The 26,042-nt window shown below is 53.6% G+C and carries 21 protein-coding genes; 7 read left to right on the top strand and 14 right to left on the bottom strand.

The window, feature by feature from the left end; genetic code table 11:
- Window positions 1-20: 20 nt before the first annotated feature.
- The 3 genes from LBW89_RS08005 to LBW89_RS07995 all read right to left on the bottom strand — a co-directional run bounded on the left by LBW89_RS08005 (window position 21) and on the right by LBW89_RS07995 (window position 3,166).
- Entirely contained in the window at window positions 21-854 is an 834-nt protein-coding gene (locus LBW89_RS08005; protein ID WP_148451517.1) for a carbohydrate ABC transporter permease, read from the bottom strand.
- Window positions 855-856: 2 nt separating this feature from the next.
- Window positions 857-1,732, bottom strand: a complete 876-nt coding sequence (locus LBW89_RS08000) for a carbohydrate ABC transporter permease (RefSeq protein ID WP_148451516.1) — start codon at window positions 1,730-1,732, stop codon at window positions 857-859.
- A gap of 123 nt (window positions 1,733-1,855) precedes the next feature.
- The gene (locus tag LBW89_RS07995) at window positions 1,856-3,166 is read right to left on the bottom strand and encodes an ABC transporter substrate-binding protein (protein WP_148451515.1); all 1,311 of its coding nucleotides are present in this window, start codon (window positions 3,164-3,166) and stop codon (window positions 1,856-1,858) included.
- A gap of 240 nt (window positions 3,167-3,406) precedes the next feature.
- Here LBW89_RS07995 and LBW89_RS07990 point away from each other — a divergent pair, with 240 nt between their 5' ends.
- The 4 genes from LBW89_RS07990 to LBW89_RS07975 all read left to right on the top strand — a co-directional run bounded on the left by LBW89_RS07990 (window position 3,407) and on the right by LBW89_RS07975 (window position 7,995).
- Entirely contained in the window at window positions 3,407-4,420 is a 1,014-nt protein-coding gene (locus LBW89_RS07990; protein ID WP_225038932.1) for a LacI family DNA-binding transcriptional regulator, read from the top strand.
- Window positions 4,421-4,647: 227 nt separating this feature from the next.
- Window positions 4,648-5,577, top strand: coding sequence for a glycoside hydrolase family 113 (locus LBW89_RS07985; protein WP_148452628.1), 930 nt, complete (start codon window positions 4,648-4,650; stop codon window positions 5,575-5,577).
- Between the two features lie 14 nt (window positions 5,578-5,591).
- On the top strand, window positions 5,592-6,779 hold the full coding sequence (locus LBW89_RS07980) for an AGE family epimerase/isomerase (protein ID WP_225038931.1): 1,188 nt from the start codon (window positions 5,592-5,594) through the stop codon (window positions 6,777-6,779).
- Between the two features lie 43 nt (window positions 6,780-6,822).
- Window positions 6,823-7,995 (top strand): glycosidase, encoded by a 1,173-nt coding sequence (locus LBW89_RS07975; RefSeq protein WP_148451512.1) that lies wholly within the window; start codon window positions 6,823-6,825, stop codon window positions 7,993-7,995.
- Between the two features lie 584 nt (window positions 7,996-8,579).
- On the opposite strand, the gene LBW89_RS07970 is transcribed toward LBW89_RS07975, so the two are convergent.
- The 4 genes from LBW89_RS07970 to gpr all read right to left on the bottom strand — a co-directional run bounded on the left by LBW89_RS07970 (window position 8,580) and on the right by gpr (window position 12,795).
- Entirely contained in the window at window positions 8,580-9,641 is a 1,062-nt protein-coding gene (locus LBW89_RS07970) for a LacI family DNA-binding transcriptional regulator (protein ID WP_225038930.1), read from the bottom strand.
- A gap of 105 nt (window positions 9,642-9,746) precedes the next feature.
- Window positions 9,747-10,280: a hypothetical protein gene (locus LBW89_RS07965; RefSeq protein ID WP_225038929.1), complete on the bottom strand. Its 534-nt coding sequence runs from the start codon at window positions 10,278-10,280 to the stop codon at window positions 9,747-9,749.
- Between the two features lie 20 nt (window positions 10,281-10,300).
- Window positions 10,301-11,629: a stage II sporulation protein P gene (locus LBW89_RS07960; protein ID WP_225038928.1), complete on the bottom strand. Its 1,329-nt coding sequence runs from the start codon at window positions 11,627-11,629 to the stop codon at window positions 10,301-10,303.
- Window positions 11,630-11,772: 143 nt separating this feature from the next.
- Window positions 11,773-12,795 (bottom strand): GPR endopeptidase, encoded by a 1,023-nt coding sequence (gene gpr / locus LBW89_RS07955; RefSeq protein WP_213506221.1) that lies wholly within the window; start codon window positions 12,793-12,795, stop codon window positions 11,773-11,775.
- A 173-nt stretch (window positions 12,796-12,968) separates the two neighbouring features.
- Here gpr and rpsT point away from each other — a divergent pair, with 173 nt between their 5' ends.
- Together rpsT and LBW89_RS07945 are read left to right on the top strand one after the other, a co-directional pair.
- The gene (rpsT, locus tag LBW89_RS07950; RefSeq protein WP_148451508.1) at window positions 12,969-13,241 is read left to right on the top strand and encodes a 30S ribosomal protein S20; all 273 of its coding nucleotides are present in this window, start codon (window positions 12,969-12,971) and stop codon (window positions 13,239-13,241) included.
- A gap of 153 nt (window positions 13,242-13,394) precedes the next feature.
- Window positions 13,395-15,188, top strand: coding sequence for a DUF5050 domain-containing protein (locus LBW89_RS07945; protein WP_225038927.1), 1,794 nt, complete (start codon window positions 13,395-13,397; stop codon window positions 15,186-15,188).
- 125 nt (window positions 15,189-15,313) lie between these two features.
- Here LBW89_RS07945 and holA read toward each other — a convergent pair whose 3' ends face one another.
- From holA to LBW89_RS07915, 6 genes are all read right to left on the bottom strand, one after another.
- Window positions 15,314-16,339: a DNA polymerase III subunit delta gene (holA, locus tag LBW89_RS07940; RefSeq protein ID WP_225038926.1), complete on the bottom strand. Its 1,026-nt coding sequence runs from the start codon at window positions 16,337-16,339 to the stop codon at window positions 15,314-15,316.
- 332 nt (window positions 16,340-16,671) lie between these two features.
- Window positions 16,672-17,892 (bottom strand): zf-HC2 domain-containing protein, encoded by a 1,221-nt coding sequence (locus tag LBW89_RS07935; RefSeq protein WP_225038925.1) that lies wholly within the window; start codon window positions 17,890-17,892, stop codon window positions 16,672-16,674.
- Window positions 17,889-18,437, bottom strand: coding sequence for an RNA polymerase sigma factor (locus LBW89_RS07930; RefSeq protein WP_148451504.1), 549 nt, complete (start codon window positions 18,435-18,437; stop codon window positions 17,889-17,891). Before LBW89_RS07930 ends, LBW89_RS07935 begins: the two co-directional genes overlap by 4 nt.
- Window positions 18,438-18,606: 169 nt before the next feature.
- Entirely contained in the window at window positions 18,607-21,291 is a 2,685-nt protein-coding gene (locus tag LBW89_RS07925; RefSeq protein WP_225038924.1) for a ComEC/Rec2 family competence protein, read from the bottom strand.
- Window positions 21,292-21,382: 91 nt separating this feature from the next.
- On the bottom strand, window positions 21,383-21,901 hold the full coding sequence (locus tag LBW89_RS07920; protein WP_225038923.1) for a deoxycytidylate deaminase: 519 nt from the start codon (window positions 21,899-21,901) through the stop codon (window positions 21,383-21,385).
- Window positions 21,902-21,921: 20 nt separating this feature from the next.
- Complete coding sequence (locus tag LBW89_RS07915) at window positions 21,922-22,527, bottom strand: ComEA family DNA-binding protein (RefSeq protein WP_225038922.1); 606 nt, start codon at window positions 22,525-22,527, stop codon at window positions 21,922-21,924.
- A gap of 151 nt (window positions 22,528-22,678) precedes the next feature.
- Here LBW89_RS07915 and comER point away from each other — a divergent pair, with 151 nt between their 5' ends.
- Complete coding sequence (gene comER, locus LBW89_RS07910) at window positions 22,679-23,530, top strand: late competence protein ComER (protein WP_225038921.1); 852 nt, start codon at window positions 22,679-22,681, stop codon at window positions 23,528-23,530.
- On the opposite strand, the gene leuS is transcribed toward comER, so the two are convergent.
- Window positions 23,527-25,968 (bottom strand): leucine--tRNA ligase, encoded by a 2,442-nt coding sequence (gene leuS, locus LBW89_RS07905; protein ID WP_225038920.1) that lies wholly within the window; start codon window positions 25,966-25,968, stop codon window positions 23,527-23,529. The genes comER and leuS overlap by 4 nt on opposite strands.
- Window positions 25,969-26,042: the final 74 nt, after the last annotated feature.

Genomic DNA, 26,042 nt, shown 5'->3' with positions numbered 1-26,042 from the left:
GAAATGAATTTTAATTTCTGTTATTTCACTGAACCTTGGGCAAAACCGTTATATATATATTTTTGCAGCGCCAAAAATACGATCAAAATCGGTACAATGGTAATCATGATTCCCGCACAAATGACCTCCCATTGAGATCCGTAAGGCCCTTTGAACTTGAAGAGCGCCGTGGACAGCACCTGCAAATCTTCACTCGGCATATACAGGAAAGGCGTATAGAAATCGTTATAGATATTCACGCCCTTCACGATAATGACCGTGACGATGGCTGGAGCGAGAAGAGGCAGAATGATTTTCCAGTAGATTGTAAAATAGGAAGCCCCGTCAAGCATCGCCGACTCGTCGAGCGACTCGGAAATCGAGTCCAAAAATTGCATGAAAATATATACCGCAATGATGTCCGTTCCCAGGTACAACAGGATCGGCGCAAAACGCGTATCCACCAGATGCAAGGAGTTGATGATCCGGAACGTAGCGACCTGGGTCGTAACGCTTGGAATCAATGTGGCCAACAAGAACGCACCCATAAGGAATTTGCTGCCGCGGAATTTAAAGCGGTTCAGCACGTAGGCGATCATCGATCCGATCAACGTTGCGCCAATAATTGAAATCACCAGAATAATGACGGTATTCCCGAAACCGAGCAGCATTTTCCCATTGGTAAAGGCCTTGGAGTAATTCGCCAAATTCAACCAGTTGTCCGGCGGTGTCAGCGGACTGCTCGTCCCGTATTCCTTGTTCGTTTTAAAGGAAGCGAAGAACACGACGATAATCGGCACGAGGGCGGCAAACGTCCCCAGCAGCAAACTCGCATATTTTATAAAATTCGCAGCGGCATACTTGATTCTGTACATGATCACTTCTCCTCCTTAATCAGCAAACGTTGCAGTAAAGTCACAATGATCACGATAAAGAGCAGAACGACCGCCATGGCGGAGGCCAGACCAAGCTTGTTGTACTTGAACGCTGTCGTTACGGTTTGAATAACAAAGGTGTTGCTTCCGTTCGAGCCGCCGGTCATGATGTACGGGATATCGAACGCGCTGATCGCCCCGCTGATCGCCAGAATCAGATTAAGCTGCACGATATTTTTGATGCTCGGCAAAATGATGTGACGAAACTGATGCCATCGGTTGGCGCCGTCGATTTCCGCAGCTTCATAAACATCGCGCCCGATGGACGAAATCGCCCCCAGGAAAATAATGAAGTTAAACCCCATATACCTCCACAGCGAAGCACCTGCAAGCGAAATGTTAATGATGTTCGGATTCAGGAGCCAGCCCTGCGTATAAGCTCCAAGGCCCAACGCCTGCATAATCGTATCCAGCGTGCCGTCCGGTCTGAAGAAAAACAGGAAGATGAAGCCGATCGCGACGCCATTTAATAGGTAAGGAAAAAACAAAACCCCTTTAAAAAAGTTTTTGAAGCGGACATTAAAACTCAAAATCGTAGCGAAGTACAAAGCTAACCCCATTTGGATAAAGGTAGCCGCAAAGTAATATAGGCTGACTTTAAAGACGCTGAAATATTTGGAATCCGTAAAAATCGTTTTGTAGTTTTCAAATCCGACGAAGTCATAATGTTTACTGTATCCGTTCCAGTCGGTAAAGCTGTACTTGAACATATTGAAGACCGGCAAATACGCAAACGTAAACAATAAGACCACCGGAATCAGCGAAAATGCGAAGATAATAATCTTTCGCTGAGTTTTGTAGCTTAGGTTCTTAAACACCACTCGCACCTCCAAAGGTCTTGCTGTATCGCTCTCTTTTTATCTATCTGTGAAAGTTAAGCGGGGAAGCGTGCGAAGGCAGGCCTCCCCGGTTTTTCCGGTGTAAAAAAACGTTCTCGCGTATTATTTCGTTAATTTCGCGCGGGATTTCACCCATGCTTCATTAAGGTCTCTCATAATGTCGTCATAAGACTCCTTCAGGTTGCCTATGCCCGCTTCGATGATCCGTTTTTTGAATTCAGGCTGCCACAAACCGATTTCGGCATCCTTGTCGATTTTGTCGACGAGCCCCTCTTGGCCTTCTTTGGCCGGGGATTGCATTTCGAATTTAACCGCGGTTCCTTCGAATGCTTTTAACGTTTCAGGAAGCGGAGCACCCACCACGGGACTCATCCCGCCGGCCTGTACAGTAGCGTAATCGGATTTGTTAAGGAACCAATCGATCCATGCCCGGGCCGCTTCTTTGTTTTTGCTGTACTTGTTTATCCCGATGTTGTAGTCGCCGGCCAACGGCATGATCACTTCGCTGGCGTTGGTCGGGAACGGCATGTAGGCGATGTCCTCCTTATTCGGAGCCAAAGCCTGGACTTGTCCGATCGCCCAGGAGCCGACAACCATCGCGCCGATTTTTCCATTGGCCAAATCCGCTTTGGAGGCTTCCCAGTTCGTGGTCGTAGGATCCGGTTCGATGAGTCCTTCTTTTGCCGCATCGTAGAGCACTTTGTACAGCTCGTAGTGAGGTTTGCCGGGAACGAAATTGTCGTCCGTGTTCGGCTGATCCACATTGACGTAATCCACGCTGCCAGCCACCGTAGTCAGCACGGATTCCCACTGCGTCAGCGGCCATCCGTCAGCGTAGTTGGTGTAAAGCGGAATGGCGTCTCCCTTGGCTTTAATCGCTTTCAAAGCAGCGATAAATTCCGCCGGCGTTTTCGGAGCGGTCGTCACGCCGGCATCCGCAAACACTTTTTTGTTGTACAACACCCCGGAAAAATTGACAGCGACCGGTATTCCGTAAGCTTTTCCGTCGATTGCCCGCTCATCCAGCCCGATGTATTGCTTTTTCAATTCGGCCAAATCGCCAAGGGGCTCAAAGAACTCCGGCGTATCGACAAGCGGAATGCTGGTTGGGATCAGCAGCACATCCCCGTAATCATCGGAGTTCATGCGTACGGTAATTTGGCCTTCATAATCGGCCAGCGCCTGGAAGTTTACTTTGATGTCGGGATGCTCTTTGTTGAATTCGGCGGCATATTCCTTAAATACCGAGTCCACAATATCTGTTCTTTGCGTAATGACTGTAATCTCTCCGGTCGAACCGCCCCCCGCTTGATCAGCGTTTTCGTTGCCGTTGCCGCTTTTGGAGCAGCCGGCCAGTGTCGTTAACACAAGCAATAATGCCAGAAACCCCATAAGCGCTTTGTTTTTACTCACGAACATATACCCCTTTCAGTTAATAAATTAAGTTATCGATAAGCTATTTTCATATTCTATATTTAAAGCGTTTACTAGTCAATCTATTAATTTATATTAACTTTATTGTTAAGTTACCTTGACTTTATTAATTACCTTATTCCATTAACGCCCTTTTTATTTTTAAGTTATAAAGGTATACTAACTTTAGTGTTTGGCGCTGATTCCGGATAAGTTTGATAGGACGGTGAATATAATTAAATGAGAAGCAACATTACCATGAAAGATATCGCTGATAAATTGGGAGTCAGCAGTGTAACCGTATCCAAAGCGCTTAATAATAAAGAAGGCGTCAGCGAGAGTTTAAAGCAGAAGATCCGAACGGTCGCCAGCGAAATGGGATATCGTTTTAATTCTGCCGCCAAGTCGATCAAGGATGGCTACTCCTACAATATTGGCGTCATGATCCCCCAGCGGTTTACGGGAATCAACGACTCTTTTTATCTGAGAGTGTATCAGCAAATCGCCATCCATCTGGACCGCTACGGGTACTTTGGCATTCTGAATATATTGAGCAGCGAAGATGAGGAGCAGTTGAACTTTCCGAGGGTATACAGCGAGAACAAGGTAGACGGTATTATTATTCTCGGGCAAATCGGCAAGCCTTATATCGAGACCGTGCAAAATATGGCCCTGCCCAAGCTGTTCCTTGATTTTTACGATGAGCACGCGAACATTGATTCCATCGTTACGGATAATTTTTACGGAGCCTATGAAATCACGAACTATCTGATACAAATGGGCCACCGGGAAATCGCCTACGTCGGGAATATTTATTCGACCAGCAGTATTCAGGATCGCTTCCTTGGCTATTACAAATCCCTCCTCGAACACGGCCTTACTTTTGAGGAGCGGCTGCTCCTGAAAGATCGCGATGAAAAAGGGGTATACGTGGATATCGAACTGCCCGACAAGATGCCTACCGCCTTTGTCTGCAACTGCGATCAGGTTGCTTATAATCTCTTCGAACGCCTCACCGCCCAAGGTTATAAAGTGCCGAACGATTGTTCTGTGGTTGGATTCGATAACGATATATACGCCACTTTGACCAATCCCCCGCTTACGACCGTGGAAGTGGACATCGCCCAAATGGCCCGGACCGCCGTAAAGGCGATTATGGAGCAAATTTCAAGTCCGAACCGTCGCAGCGGAAGGGTGTTGGTTCAGGGAAAAATCATTTACAGAGGTTCCGTCAAACGGATTGAAAATAATTAAATCTTATTGAACAAACCGCCTGGTACTAACGGCGGTTTTTTTGTTATATCCGGCAGGACTTCAAAAAATCGCAAAAATAAAGTATTGAAAGCGATTCTGTTTCGACTTATATTTAAAACTAGGTAGCAAATTTGTTATTTTATTTGATAACAAAATAATAACAAAATTATATTTTACCAAACAACGAGGTGAATGATTTGAATTTAGGTAAACCGTTTGCTGCCGGAATGACCTGGGGGTTTATGGGAGAAAGAGGTTCCTGGGCCAACGAGGCGGCCGGTTATTCCATGGAAACGATGGTCGAAGCGACCGGGGCCAATTGGACGGCCATCGCCTTCTGCGCCTTTCAGGCCACCGCTTTTTCCACCGAAATCCCGTTTTGGGAAGAGCCGACCGTGACCGATGAGGAAGTCCGCTGGGCGATCCGGAAAGCCAAGTCCCTTGGCCTTCAAGTTTGTCTGAAACCGATCGTAAACTGTGCGGACGGGACGTGGCGCGCGCATATCAATTTTTTCGATAAAGATGTTCCCTGCGAACCGAAATGGTCGGATTGGTTTGCTTCCTACGGAAAATTTATACTCCACTATGCAAAAATCGCCGAGGAAACCGGATGCGACATGTTCTGCATCGGCTGTGAAATGGTTCAGACCGACCGACGGGAGAGCGAATGGCGGAAGCTCATTTCCGATGTAAGAAAGATCTATAGCGGGCCGATTACCTACAACTGCGACAAATATCAAGAAGACAATGTGACATGGTGGGATGATCTGGATCTCATCAGTTCCAGCGGATACTACCCGATCGATGACTGGGATCGCCAACTGGATCGCATTGAAAGCGTTGTAAAGCGGTTCGGGAAGCCCTTCTTGTTCATGGAAGCCGGATGTCCGAGCCGCGCCGGCTCGTCCGCAATTCCAAACGATTGGACGCTCCGGGGCGATGTGCACCATGGCGAACAGGCGGATTATTACCGCACGATGTTTCAAAAATGCGGGGAACGCGACTGGGTGGGCGGCTTTATGCTCTGGGATTGGCCCGCCAAGCTATATCCTCGCGAGGCGGCCGCGGCCGATGATGGCTATAGCGTCTACGGCAAAGAGGCCGCGGAGGTGATTAAAGACGCTTATGCCGCCAAGCTCGCGGAAACCAAAGCATAGGAGGTAAGTCCATTATGGATACCCAAAATTGGAAGGAGCAGCTCCGCCTGGAACTGCAGGACAACATTTTACTCTATTGGATCAATAACACCGTTGACACGGTACACGGCGGATTTATCGGGGAGATCGACCATCAGCTCCGGGCAAACCCTCAAGCGGACAAAGGACTTGTACTCAACGCCCGGATTTTGTGGACGTATTCCTCCGCTTACCGCCTGTATCGCGACCCCGCTTATCTTGAAATGGCCGAACGGGCCTATGATTATTTGCGAAATCATTTTGTGGACCGGGAGTACGGCGGGCTTTATTGGATGGTCGATTACTTGGGCCGGCCGTCACAGGATAAGAAGCAGGTTTACGGCCAGGCCTTCGCCATCTACGCATTAGCCGAATACTATCGCGCAAACGGCAATCAGGAAGCGCTGGATTGGGCCATCGAGCTGTACCGTCTGCTCGAAAAACACAGCTACGACCACGAGTATAAAGGCTATTTCGAGGCTCTCGCCCGCGATTGGCAGCCGACCGAGGAGCTCAGCCTTAGCGACAAGGACTTGAATGAGAAAAAGTCCATGAATACTCACCTTCATGTTCTGGAGGCGTACACCAATCTGTACCGGATCTGGAAATCCCCTGAGCTCGACAGCAGCTTGCGCGGGCTGATCGAGGTGACCCTCGATCACATCATCAATCCCGAAGGCGCCCATTTCTGGCTGTTCTTCGATGAAGCGTGGCGGGTCAAGAGCGACCATATTTCCTATGGCCACGACATCGAGGGCAGTTGGCTGCTTGTCGAAGCGGCGGAAGTGTTGGGCGATGCGGAGGTGCTGGTACGCGTCAAGAACGTGGCGGCGGCCATGGCGGAAGCCGTACATGCCAAAGGCGTCGACAAGGACGGCGGAATCTGGAACGAGGCGGATGCCGGAGGGTTGACCGATGCGAACAAAGATTGGTGGCCGCAAGCCGAAGCGATGGTCGGATTTTACAACGCCTACCAAATGACGAAGGACGATAAATTCCAACAGGCCGCCCACAAGTCTTGGGAGTTTATCCGGAATTATATCGTGGATCACAAGGGCGGCGAATGGCACTGGGGCGTCGATCCGGACGGTCGTCCGCTCCCGAACGAACCGAAAGTCAGCCCTTGGAAATGCCCTTACCACAACGGCCGCGCCTGCATGGAAATGCTGGAGCGCTTGCCCTAGACCCCGAGCAGTTCAATTTATGAATCCTATTGGAGGGAATAATATGAGTATTTTCGAAGAAAGAAAGAAACTGTTGACCGAACGCTACGAAAACCTGATCCAGCGCAAAAATGAACGTATCCCCTACGGCAACGGAGTATACGAGCGCTACAAGTATCCGGTACTTACGGCGGAGCACGCGCCGCTGATCTGGAAGTACGATTTCAACCCGGAGACGAACCCTTATTTCTCCGAACGCCTCGGCGTTAACGGGGTGTTCAATCCCGGGGCGATTCAACTGAACGGCAAATTCTATCTGGTCGCCCGCGTCGAGGGGGTCGACCGGAAATCCTTCTTCGCCGTGGCGGAGAGCGACAACGGCGTGGACGGGTTCCGCTTCTGGGACCGCCCTGTCGTGCTGCCGGAGACGGATGAGCCGGATACGAACGTGTATGACATGCGCCTCGTCCAGCATGAAGACGGCTGGATTTACGGCCTCTTCTGCACCGAACGCAAAGACCCCGACGCCCCGCGCGGCGATCTGTCCAGCGCCATCGCCCAGTGCGGGATCGCTCGCACCAAGGATCTCGTGACGTGGGAGCGGTTGGCCGATCTGAAGACCGGCTCGCCGCAGCAGCGGAACGTCGTGCTGCACCCCGAGTTTGTCGAGGGCAAATACGCCTTCTATACGCGGCCGCAGGACGGATTTATCGATACCGGCTCCGGCGGCGGCATCGGCTGGGGGCTGTCCGAATCGATCGAGAACGCCGTGATCGACAAAGAAATCATTATCGATGAGCGCTATTATCATACGATCAAGGAAGTCAAAAACGGCCAGGGACCGGCTCCGATCAAGACGGACCGGGGATGGCTCCACATCGCCCACGGGGTCCGCAATACGGCGGCCGGGCTCAGATATGTGCTTTATGCTTTCCTGTCGGACCTGGAGAAACCTTACGAGGTCACGCATCGCCCGGGTGGGCATCTAATCGCTCCGGAAGGCGAAGAGCGGGTCGGCGACGTATCCAACGTCGTGTTCTGCAACGGCGTCATCGCGACGGATCGCGGCGAGGTGTTTATCTACTACGCTTCCTCCGATACCCGCATCCATGTCGCTACAACTACGGTGGACCGGCTGCTGGATTACGTCATGAACACGCCGGAAGACGCCATGCGCTCCTACGCTTGCGTGGAGCAGCGGATCGCGCTGATCGACCGCAACCTCTCCCTCGTTTAATCCATGAATCCAAACCACCCGTGTGAACGGGTGGTTTGCTTTAAGGCTATAAGCATTTATTACCGGCTAGCGTCTAAAGGCGCTGGCTTTCACTACGTTCAAGCTACTATGCCGTTTTCCGCTTTTGACTCCCCCTGAAGGGGTGCGATGATTACTAGTACCCCTTCAAACAACCTTGATAACTTAAAATTCCTGCATATCTGCATGCTTTTTTCTTGTTCGGGGCCCAAAATTTCAAAATTCCTGCAAATCTGCAGGAATTTTTGACGAAACCGGCTCGTTTCTCTAAAATCGCTGGAAATGCCTGCAGATTTGCATCTTTTTTCGCATTCCCTCGGGAATCCGCTTAAATACCTGCAGATTTGCATCTTTTTGGCGTTGGAAGCTTGGAAGCACACTAGGCGCCTCTTGAACACCCCTATGATAACGACCCCATCGGGTTGGTTTGTTACTATAAGCAGCACTATACCACCGGCATATCAGGTTTTTGTTTCGCACGCTTCGCGAGTTCAACTGGCTAACCCCCAAACAAAAGGGCTGTTCCCGGCAGATCACTGCGGGGAACAGCCCTTTCTTCCTTACCTTCAACCGTCCGACGGCGCGGCTGTGGAATCGCGGTGAACCAGCTCCGCGGAGATCAGCACCTTCTCCAGCGCATGCTCGGGCTGCTCGATGCGTTCGAGCAGCTTTCTTACGGCTCTGCGCCCCATCGCTTCCTTCGGCACATGAACCGTGGTCAGCGGCGGATCGCTGCGGAAGGCGTCGTCGATGTTATCGAAGCCCGTCACCGTCATGCCGCCCGGCACCTCGATTCCCGTCTCCCTCAACACCTGCTCTACCCGAATCGCGATCGAATCGTTGGCGCAGACGAGTGCCGTCGGCAGCTGCTTGGATTTTTGCCGGGCCGTCAGCCATTCCTTGAAGGTTTCCGTAAATTCTCCGGTATCCACGCCGGCGAGCAGCAGCATCGGATCATCCGAGTCCGGCGCCTTCAGCCCGTTCTCCTCCATGGCCTCGCGGAAACCGAGCCATCTGTCGCGAAAGCTGCGGGAAAACGCGATGTTGCCGATAAAATGAAGCCGGGTATGCCCCAGCCCGATCAAATGATTGCATACCCGCATCATGCTGTCTCCATTATTGGCGAAAATGGTATCCGTCGGGATCAGCGCGTCCTCATGATCGACCAGCACCATCGGAATGCCGAGCCGGTGCACCTCAAGCAACAAGGCGGAGTCAATCTGGCCGACCCCGATCATCCCCAAAATACCGCCCGGATTGAGCACATGCATAAACTGGTCCACCCGGGAATCCGATACGATCACCATGCCGAATCCCCGGCTTTCCAGCTCCGCGGAAATCCCCTCCAGGATTTTTCCCCAATAGAGCGAGTCCTTGGTCTGAAACCGGATATTCGGCATCAGCACGATGACGGATTGCTTCCCCGGTGAAGGCGCAGTCAGCTGCGCGACGGTTTGATTTTTGATATAGGCGTTCTTTTGCGCGAAATAGCCCAACTGGGACGCCGCCTGAATCACCCGGTTTTTGGTAGCTTCATTCACCCCGCCTTTTCCCGACAGCGCTTTGGAAACGACAAATTTGGATACGCCCAGATGATCGGCGATTTGCTGCATCGTAATCTTTTTCAACTTCAAAATACCCCCGGACACCATATCTGTTTGAACCATATACCTCATCACATTATAACAAACGAGGTGCCGGGGATAAATGGAATTCGACAGGTTTCTCCGAATTTATTCCGGGGAAGGCCCGAACCATGAAGCAAACCAGTGAATGCTTTTGCGCGAAACCTGCTGAAGCAGGTGGGCCGCTTTATCCGCAAAGCGGTCCACCGCCGGGGCTTCAGGCGCCGGGAGCAGCAGATCGGCCGGCGTCTGGAGAACGCCGTTCCCCTGCGGTGCTCCCTGGGCGCCTCCGGGGCTAGGCACGGCCGAACCGGTCCCGCCGGGTCCGGGGAACGCTCCTGTCGCCGCTCCCGCCCCTGTTCCGATATATCCGCTATATCCGCTATATCCGCTGCCGTCGGCGCCGGGATAGCCGTAGCCGTAACCCGGAGCTTGAACATTTCCGCTATAACCGGAGGTTGGAGACCATGTCCCCTGGGCGCCTGCGGCTCCAGGCTGTAGGGTCCCGCTGCCGGCGGGAATTCCTCCGTTCGGGCTCCATCCGTTCGCCTGGGGCTCCGGTTCCGCCATCTGCATGCCCAATGTGACCCCGGCGATCAGCAAAACGCCGTACAGCAATCCTCTTTTTAACGGTTTACCCATGAGCCTCACCCTTCCGCCCCTCAGGACTTCTTGTTCACCGGAGAAGCCGCGTTATTCGCCTTTTCCGGATTCTTCGGATTCTCCGCTTTGGCCACGGCGCCGGCTTTTTTGACTTCCTGGCTTTCCCAGTAAAGATCGGCAATGATGCCGGCCAGCACTCGGGATGTCCGCTCCAACTCCTCAGCCGAGTTGTCGATCCCCCCCACCTCAATCAGAATGCTCTGCGGAGATAGGGACTGGTTATACTCACCGTTGCCTTGAGAACTCGTCTTCCCCCAGATCCCTCGGGAGATGCCGGGGTAATTCTGCTCCAGCCGGTCGTGGATCATACTGGCAAAAGCCTCGTTCTTTCTCCAATTCGCGTTGGCGTGTCCGATAATGAAATAGACCTGGGCGTATTTTTTGCCGTCGATCGTCGTCGTAGTCTTGGCATGGCGCTGCGAATCCCGGTGAATATCGATGAAATACTGCAGTTGCCCGTTTTGCGCCATAGCCGTTTTGACGGTCTCCCTGGAATATTTATATGAATAATTGTAATTGTAATTACTGACGGTGGCGGCGTAGTTCTCAAAAGAGTGCAGCGTGGCCAGGCCTTTTCGCTCCAACTCCTTGGCCAGAAAGGTGCCGACCAAGCCGACGTTCTTGTTCTTGTCCGTTGAACTCGGATTGGTTCCGTTTGCACCGAGAAGGGGGTTGTAGGCTTCCTGCGGGTGGGAATGATAGATCATCACGATGTTCTTGTAACCCGGTTTGATCGGCTGTCCTCCATCTTGGCCGGGTCCGCCGTTTCCGGATGCCGTGCCCTTTGAACCGGATGTCCCCTTCCCTGGAGTCTCCGCCGACGACTGCTTCCCCGGAACCGTTTCTTTACCGCCGCCGTCAGGCGTACTTCCCTGGGCTTCCCCTGTTCCCGGCCGGTAATCCTCCGGCGCCTGCACCGTCGTATTGCCCGAACCGGTGCGCAGCAGGATGGGACCGCCCTTCCCAAGCCCCGGTACCTCGCGGGCGACCAGGCTTTTGGGATCACCCGGGTTGACGTCGGTCAGCAGTTGGAACACGAACCGGGACATCTCCTTCCCGGAAATGGCGGGCGGCTGATCCTTGTTGGCCGAGTGCGGCAGTTCCATACCGACCATATCGATAAAGAAGCGGCTCGAGAGCGACGCGGCCAGCCCCTTCATGGATGAAACGGGCGAGGTGTTCAAGTTCTTTTCCGCGATTCCCAACGTTCCAAGCAAAATAAAAAATACGACCGACAGCACCGACAGCAGCAAAAAGGTTTGGCCCATCGCCAGCACATGCAGCAGGCTTCTCTTCATTTTCCCGATATTCCAGGCTCTGAATTTCATCTTGTCTTTCCTCCTCCAGCCGGTCTCCCTTTGGCTCGATCTTGTATATTCCAAATCTATGAACCTAGCGGAGGGGTTAGAACCTGGAATTCTCACAAAAAAAAGAAGTCCGCTAGATTGCGAACTTCATAGAAGGGGAGAGGCTAATGCGTGTACGCGGCGACGTTGTCGGGATTCACCGCCTCATGCAGGGCGATATTCAGCCCGCTGGCGATCACGTTGGCGATATCCTCGATGAACTCATCGATTTCTTTCGGCGTTACGATCAGATCATGGCCGAGCGGCTCAAGCACTTCTTTCACCAAGCCAAGGCGTTCGTTCTCGCTCAATTCCGAGAGCAGTCCCATGATCTGCCGCGTCTGCCCCTGCTGGCCCGCTGCGCTGCCGATCTCCTGACTAAAATGCGTTTTCATGAGATCGAACGCATTGTTGACGATCGTTGAGGCGTAGCAGACCGTAGGTACGCCGATCGCGATACACGGCACGCCGAGGATTTCCCGGGTGATTCCCCGGCGCTTGTTGCCGATCCCCGATCCCGGATGAATGCCGATATCCGCGATCTGGATCGTCGTATTTACCCGCTCCAGCGACCGGGAAGCGAGGGCGTCGATGGCGATGATCAAGTCCGGTTTGGTCCGGTCGACGATCCCCTGCACGATTTCACTCGACTCGATTCCGGTTATCCCCAGCACACCGGGAGCGACGGCGCTCACGTCCCGGTATCCCGGGGCCACCCGATCCGGCGTCAGTTCAAAAAAGTGGCGCGTCACCAGCACGTTTTCCACGACCAAGGGGCCGAGCGCGTCCGGCGTAACATTCCAGTTGCCAAGTCCGACGATCAGCACTTTGGCTTTGTTTCCGATATGGATTTTGGACAGAAAATGGTCGAACTCCCGAGCAAACGCCGCGGCCACGCGCTCCTGCAGTTCGGTATCCTGGCTGCGCAGGGCCGGAACTTCCAGCGTAATATAATGGCCGATCATCTTTCCGACCCGCCGGGCCGCCGCTTCGTTCGTTATATCAAGACGGGTTATTCGGATGCCGTCCTGCTCCTCGGTCTGTTCGTTCAAACCAGGTACCGGGCCGCCGTATACCGTCTCCGCCATTTCCTTCGACTCTACGGCCAGGTCGGTTCGAACGGAGTAATCTCGCAAATCCAAATTCATAAAATGAAGACCTCCTTTTCCTCGATTACCTGTAGTTTGCGGGAGTAAGAAAGCGATTATGCACGAGCGGGTTTTGTTTTAAGGAATAGATTGCATTTTACCGAGGCGCATGATAAAATATTTTAAGTTGTGAATCATCTGGGTTGATATATGCTTTACAGGAGGTGAATGCAATGCCTAACATTAAATCCGCAATCAAACGTGTGAAAACCAGCGACAAGCGCCGCGCTCTGAACGCTTCGCAAAAGTCCGCTTTGCGTACGGTTGTTAAAGCAGCCGATACCGCTCTGGCGAACAACGAAGTGGAAACAGCTAAAGCTGCTTTCGCCGCTGCAACCAAAAAATTGGACAAAGCCGTGACTAAAGGTTTGATCCACAAGAATGCAGCTGCCCGTAAGAAATCCCGCTTGGCTAAAAAATTGAACGCCCTTACGTCCCAAGCGTAAGCGTCGCTATTTATAAACTTAAGCTCGAAGAGACCTGAACGATATCGTTCAGGTCTTTTTGATGTATGCGCCGCCAAACGCCGAAACTTTCCGCTTCCTGAAAGCGTCTATGGATCATAGGTAAACTTTGGTTTAAGCAGAGAGGGGATATTTATGAAAAAGCAATTTGTCGCATGGCTACTGGCCATATGCCTGGTTGCGGGAACCGGAGGTTTCTCGGCCTATGCCGAGGGCGAAAGCGAAAACGGCAGCAAACCACTGGAAGACATCTTTTATCAAACCGTGATCTTCCCCTTCAATTATCAAGGAAAAGTGTTTATTGACGGGTATAAAGCCACGATGTATGAAAAGTACGAAGTGGTGCAAAGAAAAGGGAGGGTACTCGTTCCCATTCGTCTGATGGGATATCTCGCCAGTCAATCCGTGAAGCCGGGTGAAGGAACGTGGGACGTCGTCTGGAACCCGAAAACGCCGGACGTCGTGCTGATCAACAACTCCGCAAAGGGGAGATCCATCAAGTTCACAGTCAACAGCAAGACGATGCTGGTCAACAAAAAACCGGTGGAATTGGAAGTTCCGCCGCAAAAAATAAACGGCCGGGTCGTCCTTCCGCTGCGCGATGCCGCCGTGGCGCTCGAGAAGCAAATCAACTGGCTGGACGGTTTGATTTTGATCGGCGACACCCCGCTGGACGTGAAGCATGCCCGGACGCTGTCCATCAAGGATGCGGTCAAAGCGGAGCTGGCCGATTCCCGCAAGCCTGTCGATTACAAGAAAACCCTCACGCCGATCGTGAAAAACGGAAGCTCTATTTATTATTACAAAAGAAGCTACGACAACAACAAAATCACGGATGAGCTGTACAGAAAGGCGGACGGTCAGAAGGCGAAAAAAGTGGCTGTGCCGGGAAATCCTTCGTTCAGCTTCACGAAGACTCTCGGAGACGAACTTTATTTCGTTTCCGTTGTAAAAGACTCCACGGAGCTCTATGCTTACAGCTTCATCAAAAACCAATTTCGCAAAGTCAGCTCGCTCGGCTCGTGGAATCCGTCGGATGGCTGGCTAAGCGACATTCGGCTTATCGATGGCGAACTGTACGTAAACCTGCATACCGGGGATAACACGATCGGCTCCGATACCTTATACAGAGTGGAAAAAGGTTCATTAAAGGAAGTCCTCGGCGCCAAGAGCCTCATTCAATTCGTGAAGTCCGGCAAAGCTATTTATTACACGGACTTTAAGTTCATGAGCGATCCAACGAATAACCTCTATCGAATGGATATGGCGACAGGGCAAGAAGTTCCCTCGGGCAAACCCGGTTTTACTTACGGGATTCACCGAACCATCAGCGACGGCGGAGGCGTCGGTTATTCGTCCGATGGGACGCTTCACCTTAAAGACGGATACCTGTATGTGTTGGGTTACAAGGAAGAGGATGCCAAAGACCAAAGCGCCGTTTATAAAATCTCTCTGGCGGACCAAACTCAAGTTAAGCTGACCTCTCCCGCCAGAAACTTTTGGGTGAAGGATGACCGTATTTACTTTATCGATGCTCAAACCGGATTTTTGGTTCAAACCGATCTGAACGGAGAAAACCGTGAGGTCCTATCGAAAAAGGCCGTCTTCCAAGTATCGTTCCATGACGGATTTATTTATTACTTGGTGAACGATGGCAGTGCGCCTTCGGAAATGGGCGTTCTTTACCGATACGATATCAAACTCGCCAAGGAGGTTAAGCTAAGCGATCAAATCACCGCTTCCTACCATGTGGACGGCGGCTCCGACGTCTATTATGTAGCCAGGGGCTATAAACCGGGAGTTTATAAGGTGGATCGAAACGGTCGTAACGTCCCCCTGGTTCGGGACAACGTGAGTTGGACTCTGGGGGCCGATAAAGGAATCGTATATACCCTGGAGTATAAGGAAGGGGTCTATACGGCGAAGTAAGAAGCGAAAGACCGGGCGTGAAGTTATTTCGGTAACTTCACGCCCGGTCTTTCTGCGCAATTTGAAGGTGCTAAGGATGCTATGCTGCCACAGCTATTGCCCCCCGGGTTAATGCAACGCTAGTGCTATGCTGCGCCCAACTTCAGTAGAAACAGCTCCAGCCCCAGCACCTTATCGATGCCTCCGCTTTTCATCTGATAATCGAGCTGCGCCAAATCGGCAAGGATTTGCTTCAAACGGGCCTGCTCGAACTTTCGAGCCTGCTCCCCGGCGATTTTAACTGCATAGGGATGCAGTCCCAATTGGGAGGCGATTTGCTGCTGGGAATAGCTTTGACGCGCCAGATCTTTCACTTGCAGCATGATCCGGAACTGCCTGGCGATCAGCGCGGCGATTTTGATCGGTTCCTCGCGCTGCTTGAGCAGTTCGTAGAAAATGCCCAGCGCCCGTTCCAATTTAAGGCCGGCGATATGCTCGACCATCGCGAATACGTTCTGCTCGGTGGTGCGGGCCACCAGTTGGTCCACGGCGGCCGTATCGATCATGCCGTTCGCTCCGGCATACAAGCAGAGCTTGTCCACCTCAACCGACAGCGCCGACATCTGTACGCCGCTGGCGGCAATCAGCGCCTCGGCGGCATCCCGGCCGATGCGGCTGCCGCGCTTCTCCACCTCGCGCACAACCCATTGCGTCAGTTCATTCCCGCCCAACGGAGCAAACGAAAGCACGGTCCCCTCCGTTTTTATGGCTTTAACGATTTTTTTTCGCTCATCCAGCTTCTCATGATGAACCACGAAGACGATGACACTGTGCTCGGCCGGATTATTCATGTAATCCAGCAAAGCTTCGACTCGATGTTCAACCTTCCCGCCTTCCTTGACCGCCGCGGTAAACAGGGCGGAATCACGGACGACGATCAGCTTGCGCTCCACCAGGAAAGGCAACGTTTCCGCTTCCTCCACCACCGCTTCGATGGGGGTTTCCGCCAGATCGAACGCAGCGAGCGAAAAATCGCGCTGCTCGCGGTCCACCACTTGTTCTTCCAAAAGAGCGATAAACTCTTGGATCTGGTATTTCTCCGTACCGTAGCATAAATATAGCGGGGAGACCTGCCCCTGCTTTAATTGCTTAATCACTGCTTTGATATCCATTCGGTGCAACTCCCTTACTTCGGACATGACATATTCATGTTCTTCTCTACTAATGATACTGTGAAAATCCCGATTCGTCCAAGCGGGCCGCAAAAGGCAACAAAGGGACCTCTGCACGCGGCGAAAGGTCCCTTTGTCCCGGAGCATCTATATAAACGCGGGCGGAAAAGCTCTAGAAACTTTCCCGCCGGCGGTCATACGACGATCAGGGGCACTTCATCTTGCTCTCTACTATCTATATAACCTATTCCATATCTCCCGAAAAGGTGACTATCCGATAAAAAGGCGAATTACGGATTTTGTCAAAATTATATCTCTCTTGAATTCAGCCGCTATTGCTGGTTTCCGCTCGAACCGTTGTCCGTTGCAGGCTCCTGTGGGGACGGCTCGATCTGATGCGAGGACGAAGCCCCGTCTTTTTCCGTCTCGTAGGTAAACGTTTGGCCGTCCGCTGACCATTCTCCGCCCAACAAGCTCCCGTCTACGGGCTGTTCGGCGAGAAGCTTCCGTTCTCCGTCAGCGTTCTGGTAAACATACAAGCGGCTGTCCCGAAACTCCGCCGTATAGCTCCCGTCCGGAGAGGTCCATTCCGACACCGACGGGGCCGCTGTGATCCCGTACATCTGGCCCTGATCTTCCAGCGCGGATTTCGGGGGAAGAAGCTCCATCATCGAGTTGGCTGTACCCTCATCGGGATTGACCGCTTCACCTTCTCCGTCCGCCGCTCCCCGTTTGCCCGCGGGCTGGCTGTTCCCGGCATGGCCGGATTTCACTCCGCCCGATGTGTCCCCGCTCTTAGTTCCTGCCGGAGGGGCAAGGGCTTCCTTCTTGGGCGCCTTCGCATCCCCTGTCTCTTCGGAAGGAGCCGCATCCTTTCCTCTCCGCCCTGAATCGGCGTCTTTCGCTTCCCTTGAAGGAGGAGCCGAAGTTTCGGGAGAAGGGGGTTTTGCTTCCGACACAGGTGCGCCGCTGTCTGCCTGCGGCTCATTACCGGCCCCATCGCCCTTCTGATCCGCAGGCGCGCTCCCCCCCGCGTCGTTTAATGCGTCTCCGGAGTCATTCATGGTCGAAGCGGTCTCTTCCCCGCTTCGATCCTGAGCGGCTCGGGAAGCCATTTCGGCTTCCGGCACATGCTGAGGTTCATATTGGTAAATGAACAACCCCAATATGGCGGCAGCGGCCACGCCCAGAGCACCCGCACGGTAGACTCGCCCGCGCCGCGGACCGGACTGCCGGTGACGATCATTCCGGCTGAGCTCGCTCGCCGCTTCCCCGGAGACCATGGTAGCGGGAAGAGCCTCAAACGCGGCGCCGCCTTCCCGGCGCGCTCGGTCGATCTCATCCAACCGAGGCAGAATCGAGTCGACCAGACTAAAGGGAGGGGTCACTTTCGGGAGATCTTCCAGCTTAGCGGAAATCTCCCGCAGCAGCGCAAAATTCTCCGAACATTCAGCGCAGCCCTCCAGATGTTCAAACAGAACTGAACTTTGTTCTTCGTCCAGATCATGATCAATATAACGATGCATCCATTCCACCGCCTCCGAGCAATTCATCCCGATACACCACCTTTCTGATAATCTTGGAGTAAGTGTTGAAGCTGCTGCCTCGCCCTGAATAAATAGGATTTCACCGTATTCAGCGGCAAATTCAGGCTATCCGCAATTTCGTTATAAGAAAAATCCTGCAAGTATCTCAAAACTACGACCGTCCGGTGATGTTCAGGCAAACGGTCGATCGCTTCACGGATATCCTGCGCAAGGTATCCGCTCATTACCTCGCGTTCCACGCTTTCTTTTCCCTGGAAAACCAGTTCATGTTCTTCAATGGAAACGGTTGGCTTCTTCCTGCGGAATTTATCGATGCAGATATTGGTCACAATCCGCTGCACCCAGGTTTTGAACTGGGCTTTTTCCTCATAAGAATCGATTTTGGTATAAATCCGGATCAGCGCCTCCTGGGCCGCGTCCAGTGCATCCTGCTCATTATTCAAAATATAATAGGCTGTCCTGTAAACGTGAGTTTCTATTTCTCGCAATAGGGTGATTAGAGCGTCGCGATCGCCCGTTTGAGCGGCTCTGATGAGTCCCTGCTCTACCACTAAGGCTCCCCCTTCCTTGCAACATTACAGACGTGATCGCCCTTCAAGATGTTGCAATTATGTTACTATTTTTTGATTTTAATTTAGGAAATAAGTATGATAGCTAAGTTTCTTCATTAACCTCACCTAAGAATACCAAAAAAAAGGGGACGCGTCATCCGCGCCATCCTTAATTCAACTTTAATAATTTATGCTGGAGAACCGGGGCGCCGATCTTTGTCCTTATCCAAATTTCCCCTTTGCCGATCACCATCTGAACCTCGCCCATCCGATCCGTCCGGTAAATCGATCCTCCTCCCTCCGTAAGCCGCTTGAGTACGTCCCCATTGGGATGTCCGTAGGTATTGGTAGCCCCGACGGAAATGACGGAGGCGGCGGGCCGGACCTCCTGAAGCCATTCGGCCGAGGTCGAGGTTTTGCTGCCGTGATGCGCCACTTTCAACACATCGACAGGATCTTCTCCGACCACCTGTTCCTCGTTCTCCAACAGCTCCCGCTCAGCCGCCACATCCATATCCCCGGTAAACATAAAAGACTTGCCGTCCAGCCTCAGCCGAAACACCACCGATCGCCGATTCTGGTTTTTTACGTAAGGGATACCTGCCGCTTCCGGCGAATCCCAATCCGCAGGAGGCGACAAAAATTCGAGAGTCGTGCGGGCGTCGGGCGTAAGCCTCATTCCTCTATAAGCGGCGTATATCGGAATTTCTTTCGAGAGCGCCGTTTTCATCAGCTTGGTCATGGTCGCGGATTCCGCAAGAGAACCGTTCGTGACGAGCGCCGCCACCGGAAATTGGTCAACGATCGCTTGCAGCCCGCCGATATGATCCTGGTCCCCATGCGTCAAAATGATGGCGTCCAGCCGGTGGACCCCTCGCTTCTTCAATAAAGGAACCACGGTTTTGGCACCGACTTCAAACGGTACCCTCCGGTCTCGCCATGCCTCCTGCGGTTTACGAAAAGATACGGTGCCCCCGCCGTCCACAAGAATATGTGAGCCGCCGGGTGTCGTGATCAGAGCGCAGTCCCCTTGCCCTACATCGATAAACTGAATATAGCCGGTCCCCGGCTTATAATCCGGTTGATACCCGAAGACAAGCAGCACAAGAAGGCCGAGCGCAAGACAGCCGTTAAAACCCGCTCTTATCCAATGACGGTTTCGGGAGTGTTTCCATAATATCGGAGCGGCCGGGTGGGCTGCCCCCGTTTTTAACGGAAGCGGAGCCGTATCTTGCAGATCTGATGTCTCGGCGGCGGCCGCAAACGGACCATCCCTCCGAATTTCCGAAGCATTTCTCTTTAAAAGCCAGTAAGTCACAATATAGAAAATAGCGATCCATGCCAAGGATGGCGATTTCCAGAAAGTCATAAAACCGCTTCGCCCATCCAGCCATTCCGCGGCTACAAACGTCAATGAATTAACGAAACGCACCGGATAGGCCAGCCACTGTCCCAAGCGGAGCCATACCCCGCTGATCAGCAAGGCGACGGTGCCGAGCGGCAGAGCCACAAGGCTGACCAGCGGAAGGATAAGCAGATTGGCCGCCAAAGAGAGCAGAGAAAACTGATTGAAGTAATAAATGGTGAGCGGAAAAGAAACGAGCTGAGCCGCCACGGTGATGGCGACGGCTCCCCTGATCCGCTCGGGAAGCCAACGGAGATGAGGGGTCAACAACGGCACAAACAGCATCAGTCCCGCCGTGACGGCAAAGGACAACTGAAAGCTGACGTTCAATAAAAAATACGGCTCCCACATCAGCATCAGCAGCGCCGCGGCCGACAGCACGTTTATGCCATCCTTGACAAGACGCTTTTTCAACAGATAGAGGCCCAGCAGGGTCATGACTCCCGAGCGGATGACGGACGGGGAAAAGCCGGTTAACAGCACATAGGCCGGAACAAACCCCATCACCACCAGCAGCGAAGTTTCGCGGCTAACGCGGCATAAGCGGAGTAACCCGAAGATAAGTCCTATGTTAATGGCGACATGGCTCCCCGAAATCGCCAGAATATGGGTGAGACCCAGATTGGTAAACTGGTCGTACTTCTCTGGCTCGAGTTCATCCTCGAGGCCGATGATCAGCCCCTGCATATAGCCGGCCTGCCATCCCGGGAACAATCGTCCCACCCGCTTGCCAAGCGCTTCCCGTAGTCCGTCGACCTTGCCCAGCCAGGCCGGAACACCGATACGTTCCGGGGGAAAGAGGTTGATCCCCGAAGCACCTTTCACCTTAAACAACCAATGAATCCGCTGGTTGCGCAAATATTTGCGGTAATCAAAGCCGCCGAAATTCCGGGCGATGCCCGGCCGTTCGAAAGTCCCGCGCATGGTGAGTTTCTGCCCCCGCTTCCAAGCGGATGCCTGCTTAACTTCCTTTACCGAGGACAAACGAACCTGAACGGCCACCTTTTCCCGGCTTATGTATTCCTGCGAAAGGTTCCGCGAATCCATATTCGAATTTCCTTCCGGTGATCCCAACCAGACGTATTTGCTAAGACGCAGAACGAAATCGGCGCGGTCCCCATCCACTTTGACCGGGGATATAATGGTTCCTTCCACACTGCCCTCCGCTTCCTCCGTCAGTTGACTATCGCCGTGTTGCGTGAACCTTGCCCCGATCTCACTGACATTTCCGGTATCATGGTAAGCCCAATAAGCCGCCCCCAGTGAAAAAGCCGCCCACAACATTACCCCTCGTTTCCAAGATATCCGTCCCAAAGCGGCCGGAAGCGGAACGATCAAAGTCAAGCCGCTCCATAAAAGCCAAAACATATAGCCGTCGGCGCAATAGGATAGGCCGTTTCCGGCAATCCAACAGCAGGCGAACGCCGCTAGAGGTCTGCGTTGCATCATCCTCGCTCCCGTCTCTCTCATAATATGTCCGTAAAAAAAGAACCCCTCTGCTTTCAAGCAGACGAGGTTCTTCCTACATCCATTAAGTCCGTCAATTTTCAATTTGGGCCGCGGTTTCGCGCGGTGGCTCATAGGTTTCTAGGCGCCGGAACGTGATTCCCTTCTGCCCCATCATCGCCGTTACTTTCCCCGAATCCTTCGGATAAGGACGATGGAACACCACTTCCGTGATCCCGCTGTTCGCCAGCATGTTGGCGCAGGTCCAGCAAGGTTCGTCCGTTACGTAGACGCTTGAGCCTTCGCGGTCGATCCGGTCCGTAAACAGCAGCAGATTCTGTTCCGCGTGTATCGTGCGGACACAGCGCTGCTTCTTGATCATGGTCTCCTTGCCGTCCACCATGGTAAGTTCATATTCCTCGGCAATCATGCACCCGGCCTCGGAGCAATCGGGAACGCCCGACGGAGCTCCGTTATAAGCGGTGCCCAGCAGCTTTTTACCTTGGACCAGCACAGCGCCGACATGGCGGCGGCTGCACTGGGAACGCGTTGACACCATATAAGCGATATCCATAAAATACGTATCCCAATCTTTACGATGATCCGGTATCATCCCTGCCATTACTCCTGTTCTTACAGCCCGATATGAGGCCTCATTTTTTCCAGCATTTTCTCGCCGATTCCCTTGACGTTGGTCAATTCATCCACCAACTTAAACGGCCCGTGTTCATTCCTGTAGTCCACGATCGCCTTCGCCTTCTTCTCGCCGATGCCGGGAATTTCCTGCAATTCGACGGTTCCGGCGGTATTGATGCTGATCAGCCCGTTTTGCACAAGCGGTTCCGGTTCCGTTTCGGATCTGGCTCCCGCGCCCGGTCCTCCGGCCGCGACCGGATTACCCGGATTTGAAACGGCGCCATTTCCCGGTAGGGAACCCGCCGCCAATCCGTCTGTCGATCCGGGCGGCTTCGTTGTGCCGGGCTTCACGGCCGCATCCGGCTGATCCGTACCTCTACGGCCGGAAGCTTCCTTGTCGTCCTTGCCGGCTGCCGCCTCGGCCTTCTCTTCCGTTCTCGCCGACCTCGTCTCCGCTTTCACCGAGAGCTGCGTTCTGCTCGCGATCGCCGCTTCGACGCTTTCGTTTAACGGCGTCCAGCCTTCAATCCCGGACGGACGGCCCGGTCCGAGCGCCAGGAACATCAGTCCCGCCCCGATCACCGCCGATATGACCGCCGTCATAGCATATCCCCTCTTCAACCCGAAACACACCTTTCCGTTTCTTATATGAATCATGTTCACGCCGAGGTTATGGTCATGAAGATCCCATCAAGGTGCATATATATAAATAGGTTGTGCATAAAAATGGTTGCGCACGGAAGGGGGAACCGGGATGAAAGTGGCCTTCATCGGAACAGGATCCATGGGAAGCTTGCTGATCGAAGCTTTCCTGCGTTCCGGTGCGCTGCACCCGCATCAGATTTGCGCCAGCAACCGCTCCAAGCCGAAAGCGGAGCTGCTGGCGAAACGGCATCCCGGACTTCGCATTACCCATTGTAATGCGGAAGCCGCAAACGGGAGCCATATCGTCTTTTTGTGCGTGAAACCGCTCGATTATCCATGCGTCGTCACAGAGCTGACGGACGTATTGAACGAGGGGCAAATCGTCGTGTCCATTACAAGTCCCGTGGGGATTGCTCTGCTGGAAGGACGCATCCCTTCCAAGGTGGCTAAAATCATCCCCAGCATTACGCACTCTGCCCTGGCCGGAGCCTCGCTCTGCATTTACGGCAGCCGCATCCTGCCCGAGGACCGGCTGCTGCTGGAACAGCTCATCTCCTCGATCAGCCTGCCGACAGCCATCCGGGAAAGCGAGACGAGAATCGCCTCGGACATCGCCAGCTGCGGTCCCGCCTTCATCGCTTTTATCCTTCAGCAATGGGCGCAAGAGGCGGCGAAGCTCACGGGAATAACCTTCGACGAGGCGGTCAGGCTGGGTGCCGAGATGCTGCACGGCACAGGCAAACTGTTGACCGAGGGCGGCTTTACGCCGCAGGAACTGCAGCGGCGCGTCGCCGTCCCGGGTGGCGTCACCTCCGAGGGTATCACCGTGCTGCAAAACGGATTGCAGGGTGTTTTTAAACAGCTCATCGAAGCGACCCACCGGAAGTACGACGATGATCTTGGACGGCTCGATCTTCTGTTCGGCGCGAAGCCGGGTAGCGGCGCCGACAAGGAAGCTTAGCCGACGACGATGTTCACCAGCTTGCCGGGCACGGCGATCACTTTGCGGACCGTCTTGCCTTCCACCGCCTGCTTCACGTTCGGAAGGGCAAAGGCATGCTCCTGCATGGCCGCCTGATCCAGATCCTTCGAAATCTTCGTCCGGTCGACGATTTTGCCGTTGACCTGGACGACGATTTCCACTTCGGCGTCCACCGTCCAAGCCTCGTCATAAGTCGGCCACGGTTCGTAGGTGACCGTCTCGTTGTGGCCGAGACGCTCCCACAATTCTTCCGCCAGATGTGGCGCCAGCGGGGACAGCATCTGAACGAAGTTCTCCGCCGCCGTTTTCGGAACGATATCGGTCTTATAGGCTTCATTGACGAAAATCATCAACTGGCTGATCGCCGTGTTGAAACGCAACGCTTCGAAATCTTCCGTCACCTTTTTGATCGTCTTATGCCAGGTCCGCTTGAACTCGTCGCTGCCTTCGCCGTCCACAATTTTCGCGTTCAGACCGCCGTCCTCGCCCACAAACAAGCGCCATACGCGGGACAAAAAGCGGTGAGTCCCTTCAACGCCGTTGGCGTTCCAAGGCTTGGTCGCCTCCAGGGGTCCCATGAACATTTCGTAAACCCGCAGCGTATCCGCCCCGTACTCGTTCACAATTTCGTCCGGATTGATGACATTGCCGCGCGATTTGCTCATCTTCTCATTGTTCGTGCCGAGAATCATACCTTGGTTGACCAGCTTGTGGAACGGTTCTTTCGTCGACACGACGCCGAGATCGTAGAGGACTTTATGCCAGAACCGCGCATACAGCAAGTGAAGAACCGCGTGCTCGGCTCCACCGATATACAGATCGACCGGCAGCCATTGCTCCTGCTTCTCTTTGGAGCAAAGCTCCTTGTCGTTGTGCGGATCGATATACCGCAGGTAGTACCAGCAGCTTCCCGCCCATTGCGGCATCGTGTTGGTTTCCCGGCGCGCCGGCATCCCCGTTTCCGGATCGGTCGTGTTCACCCATTCGGTCACATTGGCCAACGGGGACTCTCCGGTACCGGACGGCTTGATCGCGTCCACATCCGGCAGAACGAGCGGAAGCTGATCTTCCGGCACCGGCTTCATCGTGCCGTCTTCCAGATGAAGAATCGGAATCGGCTCGCCCCAGTACCGCTGGCGGCTGAACAGCCAATCGCGCAAACGGTAGGTTACTTTGCCTTTTCCCTTACCGTTCTCTTCGAGCCAAGCGATCATTTTCTTGATCGCCTCTTCGTTGCGAAGTCCGTTGAGGAAGTCGGAGTTCACATGCGGTCCGTCCCCGGCGTATGCCTCTTTGGTCAAATCGCCACCTTCCACCACTTCGATAATCGGCAGGTCGAACTGCTTGGCGAATTCGTAGTCGCGTTCATCATGACCCGGAACGGCCATAATCGCACCGGTCCCGTAACCGGCAAGCACGTAATCCGCAATCCAGATCGGCAGCTTCGCCCCGCTTACCGGATTTACGGCATAAGCGCCGGTGAAAACGCCGGTTTTCTCCTTCGCCAAATCGGTACGCTCCAGGTCGCTCTTGCGCGCGGCTTGGTCTTGATAGGCCTGCACGGCTTCACGCTGGGCGTCCGTCGTAATCGTTTTGACCAGCTCATGCTCCGGTGCAAGCACCGCGTAGCTGGCCCCGAACAAGGTGTCCGGGCGCGTCGTAAACACGGTAAGCGAGTCCTCGTGCCCCTCGATCGCGAATACCACTTCCGCACCTTCGGATTTGCCGATCCAGTTCCGCTGCATATCCTTGATGCTTTCGGACCAATCAAGCTCTTCCAGATCCTCAAGCAAACGCTCGGCATACTCCGTAATTTTCAACACCCACTGGCGCATCGGCTTCCGGATGACCGGATGTCCGCCGCGCTCGCTCTTGCCGTCGATGACTTCCTCGTTGGCCAACACCGTTCCGAGGGCGGGGCACCAGTTCACCGGAACTTCGGCCACGTAAGCCAGGCCCTTCTTGTAAAGCTGGATGAAAATCCACTGCGTCCATTTATAGTACTCCGGGTCGGTCGTACTGATCTCCCGGTCCCAATCGTACGAGAAACCGAGCGATTTGATCTGGCGCCGGAAGTTGTTGATATTCTTGACCGTGATATCCCGCGGGTGCTCGCCGGTATCCAGGGCGTGCTGCTCCGCAGGCAGACCGAAGGCATCCCAGCCCATCGGATGAAGCACGTTATACCCGCGCATCCGCTTGAAGCGGGATACGATATCCGTAGCCGTGTAGCCTTCCGGATGGCCTACATGCAGCCCCGCGCCGGAAGGGTAAGGGAACATATCCAACGCGTAAAACTTCGGTTTTCCCTCATCTTCTCTCGTTTTAAACGTTTTATGGTTCTCCCAGTAAGCTTGCCATTTCGGTTCGATGCTTTGGGCTTGGTAAACGTCGTGTGGCACGTTTTTGTCCGCCATAATGTAATCCTCCCTAAAATCATTCATTGTCAAATATATCCTGTGCAGAATATAAAAAAACCTCCCGATCCATA

This window comes from Paenibacillus sp. alder61, from assembly GCF_020179875.1.
Lineage (GTDB): Bacteria > Bacillota > Bacilli > Paenibacillales > Paenibacillaceae > Fontibacillus > Fontibacillus faecis.
This window is presented reverse-complemented; position numbering and strand designations above follow the sequence as displayed.